Here is a 13,071-nt window from a genome sequence, read left to right on the forward strand (position 1 = left end):
TTTTTTATTGCAAAGAAGAATTTGATGACTTTTTTCTCGCCTTCCTGGATTTATATATAATAAATCCTATCACTATGATACATCCAAGAACCACAAGTGATGCCAGGTTGAATATAGACAGGAATCTTTTAACTCCATCAATATTGTTGCCGATGACCCTTCCGATAAAAAGATAGATGATTTGCTGCAGGAATATGGACAGTATGATATAGGTAAAGTATATCCTCTTCTTTACTTTGAATACCCCTGAAAACAGTACCATTATGGAGCTGGTCCCGGGTATGAATTTACTGAGTATCAAACCGTACTTTCCATATTTATGAAAGACCTTTTCAGATCTTTTTATATGCTTTTCATCGATGTATTTCAAGACAAGCTTATACCGGAGTACTTCATCACCTTTTTTATATCCAAACCAGTACACCAATACTGAGCCCATAAGACTTCCAATAACTGAAACCAAAAGTACAGGCAAAAAATAAAAATGCGTTCCCACAGTTGTGACGTAGCCTTCGAATATTATTATTACATCCGACGGATATGGAGGGAATACCAGTTGCAGGACACCTGACAGGAAGAAGAAAATATAAGTAACTACAGGATTGCCATTGACTATGCTGTGTATAGAATTGAGTATAAAATCCTCCATTTACTTTTTACCTTCTTCCTTTGTTTTTTATCTGCATCCTATTATACCCTGTTTTATAATTTATGTCTGAAAAAACAGCCCATTTCAGTATAATAGAAATGGGCTGCAGAAAGGGCAAAGCTCTTACTGTGCCTGTACAGGCATATTTGCTGCATAAGCTTCCTGAAATTCATATATTTTTTTGGAAAGCCCGGCAATATTATTGCAGGCTGTTCCAAAATCCACATTATCGGTCATAACGGAAAGCACATACGGGTGCTTTGCAAATACAATACCCACGTCATTAGCCGTTTTAGTCTGATTTCCGATTTTATGAGCCACCTTTACCTCTTGGGGCAGCTTGGCATCTATACGGTCACTCCAGTTAGTATTTTCCATGTTGTTTATCAGCTCACCGAAGACAGTCTCATTATTCAAATAATGAATATACAGGTCTTTGGCTACAAGTGCCATGTCATAAGGACATGAGCGGTGAGTTTTTCCGTAATAGACCTTGCCCCCCAAGTCCACAAGATACTGGCGGACATTTTCTATGCCTACCCTGCGGATTATCATATTGACGCCGCAATTATCGCTCTTTTTTATGGAAAGCTCAGAGGTTTTGCGTACAGTATATTCAGTACCATAAGCAGAAGACTGAATAATTCCCGTTCCCGGTTCCATATCCTCCTGCTTGTAAACAAGTTTTTCGTCAAATGTGACCTTCCCTGCCTCTATATCCTTAAAAAGCACCATATTAATGGGAAGCTTTGACGTACTGGCTGCAATATATTCAATCTGATCATTGACATTTACCATTTCACCTGTTGCCAAATCTATATAAGTTACACCGTATTTTCCTGAAAGTTTTGACGTATAATCAGTTATAAGCTTTTTCAATTCGTCCATCTTTCCGCTCTTTTCAACAGTTCCAAACTCCGGCAGATAGCCGTGCTGTGCAGTAGTAACACCTTTGTTGCCGGATTGTGAACCCGGAGCAGCAGCGGTAGTGTCCGCAGGTGACTGTGTGGAATCGCCGGATACTGATGACGAGCCTGAAGCAGTATTTCCGGAATCGGTACCCGGCAGTGAGGAACCCGCAGAACTGCCGGCGGGTTGACCTGAGTCCCAGGGGCTTTTTACTCCGGTAATACTATCGCTGTTTAAAAGCAGGTATGCTGCCATAACGATTGCCAACACAGACAGTACAGATATGACTGCAACAAGTGTACGTCTTCTCCTGTACATCCTTTGGTTTTTAAAATGATATTTGGACATTTTGCCTCCTGTATAGTAAAACACACGCTGTCTGATATAGTAGTACAACAGCATCTAATTTTACCACTATTGATACTGTAGATTCAAATACATTTTCATTAATATTTTATTAATTCAGCCTCACATATGGCGGTATTTCCGTTACCGGCCTGTCAGCGGCCTTTTTTCAGCTATTTGCTGTTTTCAAACATAAGCCTGCAATTATCCGCCCTGTACTTTGAATAAATATATTCAACCGCCTGGCCGCTTTTGGAAAAAAGGGTGTTCTGCAGCTTTATAAGCGGTTGTCCAGGCTGAACGCGCAATAATGGTGAATCATTGTTGTCTGCAAAAATTATTTCCAGGATGCTTTTGCTCTTGTCCGGAATTAAAGGATATTTGCCCCTGAGAATATCTATAGAGGATTTTCCGCTTTTTAACTGATGGATAATATCAGGGAAAAGATTCATGGGTATATAAGACTTGTTTAGTGAGTACACGTCTTTTGCCTGATTGTTTATGCAGGACAGATATGTAATCACTGCCAGGGGCATACTGCTGTTATAGTTGAATATCCTGTTTAAAAGCTCAACGGAAGAGCTTTCTATTTCAGATATATCAATTATATTTTTTTCAGAGGGAGCCTGACAATCCAAAATGGAATCAGTAAAACCAGTATAATTTTTCACATCTATTACATTCTTGCGTCCATATACAAAAGTTCCCTTTCCCTTTTCCTTATAAAGAAAGCCGCTGTTTGTCAGCTCTGCTATAGCCTGTCTTACCGTAGGCCTGGATATGTCATACATCTGGCAGAGATCCTGTTCGGAGGGGATTTGAGTATTCGGAGCATATTCATTGCTTTCGATTTTTTTAATTATCAAGTCTTTTAACTGCAGATACAAGGGTATACTGCTGAACTTGTTTATCATAGGTTCTCTCCATTCCGGCTTAAGTATTGTTAAACCCGCTACACGTCTCTTTTGTTTTATAAAAAAAGATAGGATGTCAATACATCATCCTATCTCATATTATAGCAAACAAATAAAATTAACTTCAATAGTATTACTGGTCTATTTTATATCCAGGCTACACTTTCAGCTCAACCTTCACGTCGGAAACGTCAGCTCCGGCAAGAACAGGCTTAACTTCGTTTTCAACAAATTCAACCACCTGCTCGGGACTTCTGCCTATATAATTCTTTGGATCAAGTACCGACTGAATAGCCTCCAGCGACATGCCAAACAACGGGTCGGCTGCTATCCTCTCAATAAGATCATTGGACTCGCCGTCAACCTTGACACGTTTTCCGGCATCCATGGAGTGCTTTCTTATCTGTTCATGAAGCTCCTGCCTGTCACCGCCGTGTTTGACAGCCTCCATCATTATGTTTTCAGTGGCCATAAACGGAAGCTCATCCATGACATGCTTGTTGATGACCTTTGGATAAACTACAAAGCCGCTGGAAACATTGATGTAAATGTTAAGGATGGCATCAATTGCCAGGAAGGCCTCAGGAACAGAAATTCTCTTATTTGCGGAATCATCCAGGGTTCTTTCAAACCATTGGGTGGATGCTGTAATTGCAGGATTAAGCGCATCCACTATAACGTATCTGGCAAGAGAAGAGATTCTTTCACATCGCATTGGATTCCTTTTGTAGGCCATTGCAGAAGAACCAATCTGCTTTTCCTCAAAGGGCTCTTCCATTTCCTTCATGCTCTGGAGCAGTCTCATGTCATTGCTGAATTTATAAGCGCTCTGGGCTATTCCGCTAAGTACGTTCAGAACTCTGCTGTCAAGCTTTCTGGGATATGTCTGGCCTGATACGGCAAAAACAGTCCTATAGCCCATTTTATCCGCAATAAGCTGCTCCAGTTTTTTTACTTTTTCATGGTCGCCGTCAAAGAGGTTCAAAAAGCTTGCCTGGGTGCCAGTTGTACCTTTGGAGCCCAAAAGCTTCATATTGTTTATGGTATGCTCAAGATCCTCCATATCCATAAGGAGCTCCTGAATCCAGAGGGTTGCTCTTTTGCCAACTGTTACAAGCTGTGCAGGCTGATAGTGCGTAAAACCCAGAGTGGGCATATCTTTATATTCCATTGCAAAATCAGAAAGTTTTTTTATAAGAACAAGCATTTTGCTCTTAACCAGCTTCAATGCCTCTGTCATAACTATAATATCTGTATTGTCACCTACATAGCAGGAGGTGGCACCAAGATGGATAATCGCCTTTGCATCCGGACACTGCTCTCCATATGCATGCACATGGGACATGACATCATGTCTGAACTGTTTTTCGTATTGTTCGGCTGCTTCATAATTGATATCATCCTTCATGTTCTTTAACTGTTGGATTTGAGCATCGGTAATGTTAAGACCCAGTTCCTTTTCGGCTTCAGCCAGGGCTATCCAAAGCTTTCTCCATGTCCTGAACTTCATGTCGGGCGAAAATATCTGCTGCATTTCACTGCTGGCATATCTTGCATTAAAAGGACTTTCATAAACATTTTTCATCATCTGATCTCCCATCTGCGTGAACGCAATCAAGCATTACACGTAAACAAAATAGTTTTAAAATCATTTGGACAGATTTTTGTCAATTGCTATTATACAATAAAACCCGAATGTTTGCATTAAAAAAAATAAAAATGTTCGGATTAAAATACTGCAAAAAAAGTGCGGGATAAAATCCCGCTTTAGACATTTATGAATATTAGAATGCACAAGAAAGAAATGATTTTCTACAATTCCTCAGGATACTTTCTAACTCATGTAAAATTATATGCTTAATCGCTTATAGGTTCAAGGTATTTACAAAAAATTTATAGGATTTTCACGGTTACATTGCTGCAAGCATTTTTTTGGCCGAAACCAACTGAACGCTGATGCAGAGTATTTCTATGGCCTTTTTCAGCTCCTCTGCGGGAGGCATGGTTGGCGCTATTCTTATATTCCTGTCCCGTGGGTCCTTACCATAAGGATAGGTGGCTCCTGCTTTTGTAAGGACCACTCCTGCGTCCAGAGAAAGCTTTTCAACTTCCTTCGCACAGTTGTCAAGAGTGTTGAGACTTACAAAATATCCGCCGTTGGGCTTGTTCCACGAAGCTATATCCTTTCCACCCAGTTCGGTTTCCAGGATTTCAAGCACCAGGTCAAACTTGGGTTTAAGAATATCTGCATGTTTTTTCATATGTGCGCTGATACCGTCAATATCCTTAAAGTACTTTACATGCCTGAGCTGGTTGATTTTGTCGTGGCCTATGGTCTGAATAGTCATGCTTTTTCTTATGCTGTTAAGATTTTCTGCACTTGCCGCCATCATGGATATACCGGCGCCCGGGAAACTGATTTTGGAGGTTGAGCTGAACATGTAAACCATGTTTTCATTGCCGGCAGACTTACAGGCAGCCAAAATGTTTTTTAAACTGTCAGGCTTATCCGACAAATGATGCACGCAGTAAGCATTGTCCCAGAAGATTCTGAAATCCTTGGCCTTGGGCTTCAAAGCTGCCATTCTGTCGACTACCTGGTCGGAATAGGTAATTCCGTCAGGGTTGCTGTACTTTGGAACACACCAGATGCCTTTTATGCTATCGTCTTCAGAAACAAGCTTTTCAACGGTATCCATATCCGGACCGTCCGGTTTCATGTCAACAATCACCATTTCAATTCCAAAAAGTTCACATATTGCAAAGTGGCGGTCATATCCGGGACTTGGACACAAGAACCTGACCTTGTCCAGCTTTGACCAGGGAGTTCCCCCCAGAATTCCAAGTGACATGGCTCTGCCAACAGCGTCATACATCAGGTTCAGGCTGGAGTTTCCGCCTATGATTATTTCACTTTTGTCCACTTCAAGCATTTCTGCAAAAAGTGCCTTGGCTTCAGGCAGTCCGTCAAGAACTCCATAATTGAAGGTGTCGGTGCCGTCAGCAGCCTTTCGGAGCTCTTTTGCCGGAATTTCAAGCATTTCGGTGCTCATGTCCAACTGCTGGGAGCAAGGTTTGCCTCTTGTCATATCAAGCTTTAGCTTTTGCTCTTTATATCCGTTATATCTTTTTTCAAGTTTTTCAATTTCACTTTGAAGTTCGTTTTTTGATAATGCACTATATTTGTTCATTATTGTCTCCTCTCAAACACAGTCTAACCGGGTGGTTTGTAACATCTAAATTCATACATTGCCGGCGGTTAAATTCCCCCGGGACGTCGTTGTCGTCAGTTGGAATAAAGCAATTATTCCGCCCTCCTCCGCCTAGACCCGAGAAGATTTTCCTCGCCGGACAATATACGTTTCAGATGTTACAAACCACTAGAATAATATTAATATATATCATCACCGTTTGCAAGTTTATTGTTTTATTTATTCAAAATAATATTTGACGCTTGAATTATTTATTTTGGCACACAGAATTATGCAGGAATCCGATTATTAAGCTGCAGTTATTTGGGAAAACTAAAAAGTTATAAAAAAGGCCCGCCCTCCCGATAGTTCAGGCAGGCAGGCCGTCAACGCAATTTGTATGTTTATTAAAGTACTTCTTTTATCACCCTGAGAAAGTTATCACCGGCTATCTTCTTTACCAGCGCTTCGCTATAGTTGAGCTTAAGCAGCTCGTTCAGGAGCACCGGATAGAACTGCACTCCTTCAAGTCCGTCCGGCGCACAGTCAATCCCGTCAAAATCCGAGCCAAGCCCCAGGGTATCCTCTCCTGTAAGGGAGACAATATACTCTATATGAGAAACTGCATCCTTGATATTTGCTTTTCCGCTGTCAGTGAGGAACAATGGATATAAATTCAGACCTGTAACTCCCCCGATCTGCTTCAGAGCCAGCAGTTGCCGGTCTGTGAGATTCCTGGCATGGGAGCAGAGCTTTTTGGAATTTGAATGCGATGCAATTACAGGTGATTTCGACAGGTTAATGACATCCCAGAAACCGACTTCAGATAAGTGGGAGACATCAACCAGCATCCTCAGCCTGTTCATTTCCCCTACCACCTCACGCCCGAAGGGAGTAAGTCCTCCACCCGATATTCCGTCAAGTACCCCGTCTGCAAGCTGATTTCTGTAATTCCAGGTAAGTGTGATTCCCCTCACACCCAGCTCATAGAGCATCCTCAGTGACGGCAGGCTGCCTTCAAGTGCTTCACCGCCTTCAATAGTCAAAACTGCGGCTATTTTCCCATTGGTAATGGCATTGGTTATATCCATGTAATTACGACATAACATAATGTCATTTTTATTTATATTGATTTCCTGATACAACTTGTCAATGATGTCTAAAGTCCGGCGCAGAGCGCCCATTCTGGCATGTTCAGGAGAAATGAAGGCTGCAAAGAACTGTACGTAGCTGTCAAATTCCTTCAGCCTGGTCAAATCTATATGGCAGTTATTTTTTTGCAAGCCTTCCCCGCTCTTCATTATCGTTGTAATTGTATCGCAATGAGCATCTAAAATCAGCATAAACAAGCCTCCCTTAAATCAATGACTGCACGCTTTCAATCAGGCGAAAGAAAATATATTTGTTCAATATGCATTTTTAATATGATTTATACTATTTATAACGTAATTTGAGCCATTTGTCCCGGAAAATATTATCTCAATGACATCAAACCGCACACACATGTTGAAGGCGTGATTGCGCCCCAGATAAATGGCTGCAATTTTCCGTATCCTGTTCTGTTTTGAAGCTATAACAGCTTCCCCGGGAGTCCCATAGGTTTTTGATCGCCTGGTTTTAACCTCTATAAAACAAATATATTCCGCATCCCGTGCAATAATGTCTATTTCACCCAGGCGGCTTATTCTGAAGTTCCTGTTAAGAATTGCATAATGGTTATGAAGAAGATATTCTGCTGCTTTTTCCTCACCTGCGGCTCCAAGCCTGACAGTGTACATTCCGGACATATATCCACCTTTGCCTTTATAAACCACTTACTATCGGATTTAAGACAGGATTTTCCTTACTCTGGTACAGCATTCCATAAATAGGGTGCATAAATTTGGAGGAGATTTTTGGGAAATACAAGGCGGAGGAGTGCGGAATAATTTCTTTTACTCCAATCAAGAACAACAATGTTGTTCAAAAAAATATACCCAAATTATGTGCCAGGATTTACCGAATGCTGTACTATAGGTCATCCCGGTAGCTTTTATCAACACTGCCTATAAAAATGAGGATTTCAGCTACAACCTCATATATTTCCGGTGGTATCTGATCTCCGATTCCAAGGGACGACAGTGTTTTTGCCAGGCTTGTATTCTGATATACCGGAACATCTGCTTCAATGGCCTTTTCAATAATCTTTTCAGCCACAATTCCTTTGCCGGTGGCCACCACTCGGGGAGCCGCATCTGTTTCGGGAGAATATTGAAGGGCTGCAGCGTGCCTTACAGCTTTTCTGTTTTTCATTTTGTCCTGCATAACCCACCAGCCTTGTTTTAAATAGTTATGTCTATACTGCTTGAACTTTTGAGAAATTCCTTTTTTGCTTCAGTTTCAAAATTAACTATGCTTATTGGCTCGTCCATAAGGCGGTATGTATAGTCCACCAGTCTGAAGCCCTTTTCCAGGAGGCTGTTGTAAAGCATTTTATGATTGTCCCTGAGCAAGGGGAAAACCTCACTGTTTTCAAGTCTGAAATTAGTGCTTATATTTCTTCTGCTCACGCTCAACAATGTATCTACCCTGCCCAGATTATCCGTATCCAGAGAAATGAGTACAGTCATATTTTCGGGATCGAGCTTTTTATTTTTGGAACCCTTTTTCAGCATATACAGTTCACCGGTGGTATTCCGGTCAAATATGCTCAGTGGAAGCTGCACATAGGAACTGTAATTGTTCAGTTGGTTTATAAAATTAATATTGCTTTCCAGATTGCTGACAACTGCTGCTGCGGCTTCACGCATTGTTTGAGGCAGTTGAGGCAGACCGTTTTTTAATATGTGCAGCAAACTGTCCATCTCTTTATAAAGCCTTACAGGATTGATTTCATCACTGGCTTCCGAGACTCTGATATGCAGGTTGGTCAGACCGTGCACGGCAGCTTCAAAGACTCTTTTCTCTCCCGCAAGCTGTCCGGCGGTCTTCATTTCTTCCAGAGACAGCTTGCCTGAGTTCATAAGCAATACCAGCTCCCTGTCAAAGGCCTTTAATAGAGTAAAATCGCTTTCGCCGGGGGGGGCTTCTCCTTTAAGCATGCGCAGCAGAGTAGCTGCCTGTTTTTTTATGACTTCATCCGTTAGCTGTATATCAACAGGTATTGAACCTGGCGTATTGGCCAAAGGCTGCCGGATAGTACCTTTTTCGGTATTGGCAGCAGGCACGGCCTCGTCAGGGACACTTTTTGCCCCCTGTGCAGTCTGTTCGGCTTGCACAGCAGCCGAAGCTTGAGCAGTAGCTGACACTTCAGCAGGCTGATCAGTTTTGGCAGGTTGCGTGCCTTGGGCAGCTTGTGCAGTCTGAGCAGACCCGGCAGTATTTAATTTATTGTCTTGAAAAACTTCTGCCATGCCCCCCCTGCCACTCACATTGACGCTATTGCCGCTGTTGTTTTTTAGGGCGGCAGCACCGCCGTCCGGTGCATTATTTCCGGTTTTTATTTCTGTCCCGGCAGCCCCTCCCGCAATATCAGCTATCTTCCCAGGTGCGGCAGCAGAACCCGGAAGTGAACCGGCCATGCTGCCGTCGCCCGCAAGCCGGGCTGCCACCTTTTGCACCAGCTTGGCCAGTTCGGGCAGTTGATGCGACTGGGAAGCCTGTCCGGAGTTTTCCCTGGCTTGAGTTTCCAGGAGTTTCACAAGCCGGGAAATATCTTCTCCAAGCTTCAGTCTTCCCGCCAGAAGACTTTTAAGCTTATCTATGCTGTTGGCATCGTCTGAAAGTCTGGAGGCTGTGAGAAATGCTGCCGTATCTGCTTTAAGACTGGGATCACTTTTCAGCAATCCTGTCATTTTTTCCATACTTTCCGCCGTCAAGTTCACATTTTGCTCTGTCAGTGCCAGGGCAATCCGGATATTCTGTTCAGACAGCGGAAGCTTCAGTGAGACAAGCTGATTTTTAACATTTTCAAGCACCTTGTCCCCCTGGGGCAAAAGAGCCTTCTCCGAAACCTCAAAAGCAGGTTTGCCGTCAATTGTACCTTTGAAGGTGAGATTGACAAATTCTCCTTCGGCAGCTTCAACCGGCCCATTTGCAGCAGCAGACAGGACGGTGCCGTCAGAAAGCCTTAAAGTCAAATCATTTCCTGAATTCTCAAGAAGCTGCACTCTTATATTGTCTCCCGGCTTCAGTCTGCTCACTATATCCGAAGTGCCGTTTGCCGTACCGGCTGCTGTTGGTACAAATCCGTCTATTCGCAAAGGCTTCACCTCATTTCCATTCTCAAGTACCGCAATACTTATGATATCAACAAGCTCATAATAGTAAAGAATATATAATTACATAAGTTCTTATACAGGTACTATATTTTTTCAAAATAGTCGGTACCATTTGAGCATATGGGACAAACATAACCCTCGGGCAAATTGTCTTTTTCTTCAATGTAGCCGCAAACGGTGCATCTGTAACCTGACTTTTTGTTTTCAGGCTGGTAGGAGGGTGCATTTGCCGGTGTGGTACCCTTCTTTGTCTGATGATAGTATTCATAAGTCATAACCGGAATGTCAGACAATATTTCTGCTTCCTCCACCTGACCTATAAAGAGATAATGGCTGCCCACATCTACAGCTTCAAGTACCTTGCAGCTAAATCTTGCGCACATGTCTTCTGCCAGATATTTGACACCGGAATCGTCAAGTCTGGGGTTGAACTTCTCAAATTTATCCCCTTCTCTTCCGGATTTGAAGCCGAATTCTGCAATAACATTCATGTCAACCGCCTGACTGATGACTGTTGCTGTAAAGCGTCCGGAATTCTTTATGATTTCAGTAGTATAATTATTTTTTGACAATGCCGCCGTAAGCTTTGCGGGACTTGCCGAAACCTGGGTTATAGTGTTGGAGATGCATCCGTTCTGCTTTCCGTTGTAGGAAGCTGAAATAAGGTATAAACCGTAGCTGATCTTGTAAAGTGATTTTGAATCCATGTATAATCTCCTTTTTCTTTTAGCCTTTGTTACCTCAAAAACCAATAAATCATATAAATTTTTCAAAGCTTAATCTATGTATCGGACAAAGGCCAGATTTCTTTATACATAAAACAAACTCTTTAGTAATAAAGGTATAATGTAATAATTTAACCTGTAGTGCTGATTAAAAATGTGGTAACAGTCAGAAAATTCTACTCACTCCCGGACGAGCTTCAAATAAATGCTTGTATATAACGCTTTGGCGAAATTGCATACCTTCCAGCATGCTTTTTCAGCCGTCGCAGCATGCTTTTAATCATACTGCGCATTTCTTTAAAGTCGTCCCCCCGGGACTTGCAAACTTGTCTCTTAAAGACTTTATCAACTGGCACTACAGGTTAATTTAACAAGCAGGTATATTGTTCTATTTATGCGTGTCGAATTTTGTACCAAATTGACTTTTAATAGATTTTAATGTATATTTTTAGGTAATAAACACCCATATTATGGTATGTTTAAATCTATCCTAAGACAAGGAGTACTTTTAATGAAGAACACAAAAAGATTGCTATTAACGATTACATCTGCTATCGTAGTATTTTCACTGGGAGCAGGCGCGGCTACCGCATCCACCGCAATAAAAGCTGCACTGAACAAAGTGCTTGCAATTACAGTTGATGGTGAGGCTTTTCAGCCAAAAGACAGCAAGGGCAACAGATTGTATCCAATAGTATATAATGGTGTTACATACGTTCCCGCTACCGCTTTTGCAAATGCATTGGGAGCTGAAGCTGCATATGTAAGCAAAGGAAACGGAACCATAGCAATAACAAGCGGAATTGATGCTACTCCTACGGAAGACATGAATTCTTCAGGCGGAAATACTTCGTCAAACTCAAATGTTTCAAATAGTGTTTCTACAGATTCAAAGCTTGTAAGCGTCGCATATGATGCCAATAAGAAGTCAACCTGGGTAAAGTTCACAGGTGTAAAGATTGAAGCTAAAACCGCTGCAGATGGCAAAAAGTACTTCCTGGTGTCAATGGATATTACAAACAGATCAAGCTCCGCTGTAGACTTTAAATCCTATGGCGACATACGCCTTATGGATAAGAATGACAATTATCTGGGAGATGCAATCCTTACCTCCGGAAAAACCAAGGCAACCTTGAAGGCCGGCGAGTCAACTACTGTGGTAAAGGCCTTTACAGCTGCTTCTGCCAATGATTTGGCATATATTACGTACTATCCTTTGACAGCAGCTAAAGGAGATTCTGCAAAAGTTTATATAAACAAATAAGCTTGTTATATTCAACTGTTGGTTTAAAACAATAAACTGAAATTTCAATGAAGAGCCAATCGCCTTGGAAGGTGGTTGGCTCTTCAGCCGCTGACAGCCTCATTTTGCTTTTCCAATAATTTCCGTATGGGCTCATAAGTTTTTCTATGGGCAGGACAAGGTCCATATTCACTTAGCGCCAGCATATGTTCCTTTGTCAGATAACCCTTGTTCTTTTGAAAATTATACTGGGGATATCGGTCATGATATTGGAGCATTACACTGTCCCGTTCCACCTTTGCAAGAATCGAAGCGGCACTTATGGAAGGAATGAGATCATCCCCCTTGACCACCGTCTCTACCGGAATATTGATATCAGGTGCATGTATCCCATCCACAAAAACCTTGTCAGGCCGTATATGTAACCCTTCCACAGCACGCTTCATTGCCAGTAAGGTTGCAAAGTGCACATTCAGTTCCTCAACTTCCTCCAGGCTGGTCTTTCCAATACTCCAGCAAAGAGCCTTTTCCTTGATTTTTTCAGCAAGTTCTTCTCTTTTTCTGGGTGATAATTTCTTTGAATCCTTCAAGCCCTCTATTGGGCGTTCAGGATCAAGTATGCATGCTGCAACCCATACTCCTGAAATACAACTGCCGCGGCCAACTTCGTCAACTCCGCATTCTAAAATCACAGCTACCCCCTCACAGTCCTTAATTCTTAATTTTAAGTGCTTAAAACACAACTCTACAAGAGTAATAAATATATAATATTAAATTACTGCCAGTTAGTCAATCCAAGCTGAAGTTTCAAAATATTATTGAAACTATACCGGTTG

At 41.9% G+C, this 13,071-nt stretch carries 12 protein-coding genes; 1 reads left to right on the forward strand and 11 read right to left on the reverse strand.

The window, feature by feature from the left end; translation table 11 throughout:
• Positions 1-4 precede the first annotated feature (4 nt).
• From CLHUN_RS18030 to CLHUN_RS18075, 10 genes are all read right to left on the reverse strand, one after another.
• Positions 5-649 (reverse strand): DedA family protein, encoded by a 645-nt coding sequence (locus CLHUN_RS18030; protein ID WP_080066020.1) that lies wholly within the window; start codon positions 647-649, stop codon positions 5-7.
• Positions 650-772: 123 nt separating this feature from the next.
• Entirely contained in the window at positions 773-1,906 is a 1,134-nt protein-coding gene (locus CLHUN_RS18035; protein WP_080066021.1) for a serine hydrolase, read from the reverse strand.
• Between the two features lie 170 nt (positions 1,907-2,076).
• Positions 2,077-2,817: a GntR family transcriptional regulator gene (locus CLHUN_RS18040; RefSeq protein ID WP_080066022.1), complete on the reverse strand. Its 741-nt coding sequence runs from the start codon at positions 2,815-2,817 to the stop codon at positions 2,077-2,079.
• Positions 2,818-2,974: 157 nt separating this feature from the next.
• Complete coding sequence (gene purB, locus CLHUN_RS18045; RefSeq protein ID WP_080066023.1) at positions 2,975-4,402, reverse strand: adenylosuccinate lyase; 1,428 nt, start codon at positions 4,400-4,402, stop codon at positions 2,975-2,977.
• Between the two features lie 325 nt (positions 4,403-4,727).
• Entirely contained in the window at positions 4,728-6,008 is a 1,281-nt protein-coding gene (locus CLHUN_RS18050; RefSeq protein WP_080066024.1) for an aspartate aminotransferase type Ic, read from the reverse strand.
• Between the two features lie 407 nt (positions 6,009-6,415).
• The gene (locus CLHUN_RS18055) at positions 6,416-7,351 is read right to left on the reverse strand and encodes a dipeptidase (protein ID WP_080066025.1); all 936 of its coding nucleotides are present in this window, start codon (positions 7,349-7,351) and stop codon (positions 6,416-6,418) included.
• A gap of 63 nt (positions 7,352-7,414) precedes the next feature.
• Positions 7,415-7,795, reverse strand: a complete 381-nt coding sequence (locus CLHUN_RS18060) for a YraN family protein (protein ID WP_080066026.1) — start codon at positions 7,793-7,795, stop codon at positions 7,415-7,417.
• A gap of 223 nt (positions 7,796-8,018) precedes the next feature.
• On the reverse strand, positions 8,019-8,300 hold the full coding sequence (locus CLHUN_RS18065; RefSeq protein WP_165755793.1) for an EscU/YscU/HrcU family type III secretion system export apparatus switch protein: 282 nt from the start codon (positions 8,298-8,300) through the stop codon (positions 8,019-8,021).
• 29 nt (positions 8,301-8,329) lie between these two features.
• A complete protein-coding gene (fliK, locus tag CLHUN_RS18070; protein ID WP_080066028.1) occupies positions 8,330-10,249 on the reverse strand; it encodes a flagellar hook-length control protein FliK in 1,920 nt (639 codons plus the stop codon).
• A 101-nt stretch (positions 10,250-10,350) separates the two neighbouring features.
• Positions 10,351-10,974, reverse strand: coding sequence for a flavin reductase (locus tag CLHUN_RS18075; protein ID WP_080066029.1), 624 nt, complete (start codon positions 10,972-10,974; stop codon positions 10,351-10,353).
• 529 nt (positions 10,975-11,503) lie between these two features.
• Here CLHUN_RS18075 and CLHUN_RS18080 point away from each other — a divergent pair.
• A complete protein-coding gene (locus CLHUN_RS18080) occupies positions 11,504-12,256 on the forward strand; it encodes a hypothetical protein (RefSeq protein ID WP_080066030.1) in 753 nt (250 codons plus the stop codon).
• An 83-nt stretch (positions 12,257-12,339) separates the two neighbouring features.
• Here the strand turns inward: CLHUN_RS18080 and rnhB are convergent, their stop codons facing one another.
• Positions 12,340-12,927 (reverse strand): ribonuclease HII, encoded by a 588-nt coding sequence (gene rnhB / locus CLHUN_RS18085; RefSeq protein ID WP_080066031.1) that lies wholly within the window; start codon positions 12,925-12,927, stop codon positions 12,340-12,342.
• Positions 12,928-13,071 lie beyond the last annotated feature (144 nt).

Origin of the sequence: Ruminiclostridium hungatei, assembly GCF_002051585.1 — a bacterium.
Taxonomy (GTDB): Bacteria; Bacillota; Clostridia; order Acetivibrionales; family DSM-1351; genus Ruminiclostridium; species Ruminiclostridium hungatei.

Coding starts and splice junctions, on each gene's coding strand:
- CLHUN_RS18055 (WP_080066025.1), bottom strand. CDS start 7,351: ATGCTGATTTTAGATGCTCATTGCGATACAATTACAACGATAATGAAG.
- CLHUN_RS18065 (WP_165755793.1), bottom strand. CDS start 8,300: ATGAAAAACAGAAAAGCTGTAAGGCACGCTGCAGCCCTTCAATATTCT.
- CLHUN_RS18060 (WP_080066026.1), bottom strand. CDS start 7,795: ATGTCCGGAATGTACACTGTCAGGCTTGGAGCCGCAGGTGAGGAAAAA.
- CLHUN_RS18035 (WP_080066021.1), bottom strand. CDS start 1,906: ATGTCCAAATATCATTTTAAAAACCAAAGGATGTACAGGAGAAGACGT.
- CLHUN_RS18040 (WP_080066022.1), bottom strand. CDS start 2,817: ATGATAAACAAGTTCAGCAGTATACCCTTGTATCTGCAGTTAAAAGAC.
- CLHUN_RS18080 (WP_080066030.1), top strand. CDS start 11,504: ATGAAGAACACAAAAAGATTGCTATTAACGATTACATCTGCTATCGTA.
- CLHUN_RS18050 (WP_080066024.1), bottom strand. CDS start 6,008: ATGAACAAATATAGTGCATTATCAAAAAACGAACTTCAAAGTGAAATT.
- purB (WP_080066023.1), bottom strand. CDS start 4,402: ATGAAAAATGTTTATGAAAGTCCTTTTAATGCAAGATATGCCAGCAGT.
- CLHUN_RS18075 (WP_080066029.1), bottom strand. CDS start 10,974: ATGGATTCAAAATCACTTTACAAGATCAGCTACGGTTTATACCTTATT.
- CLHUN_RS18030 (WP_080066020.1), bottom strand. CDS start 649: ATGGAGGATTTTATACTCAATTCTATACACAGCATAGTCAATGGCAAT.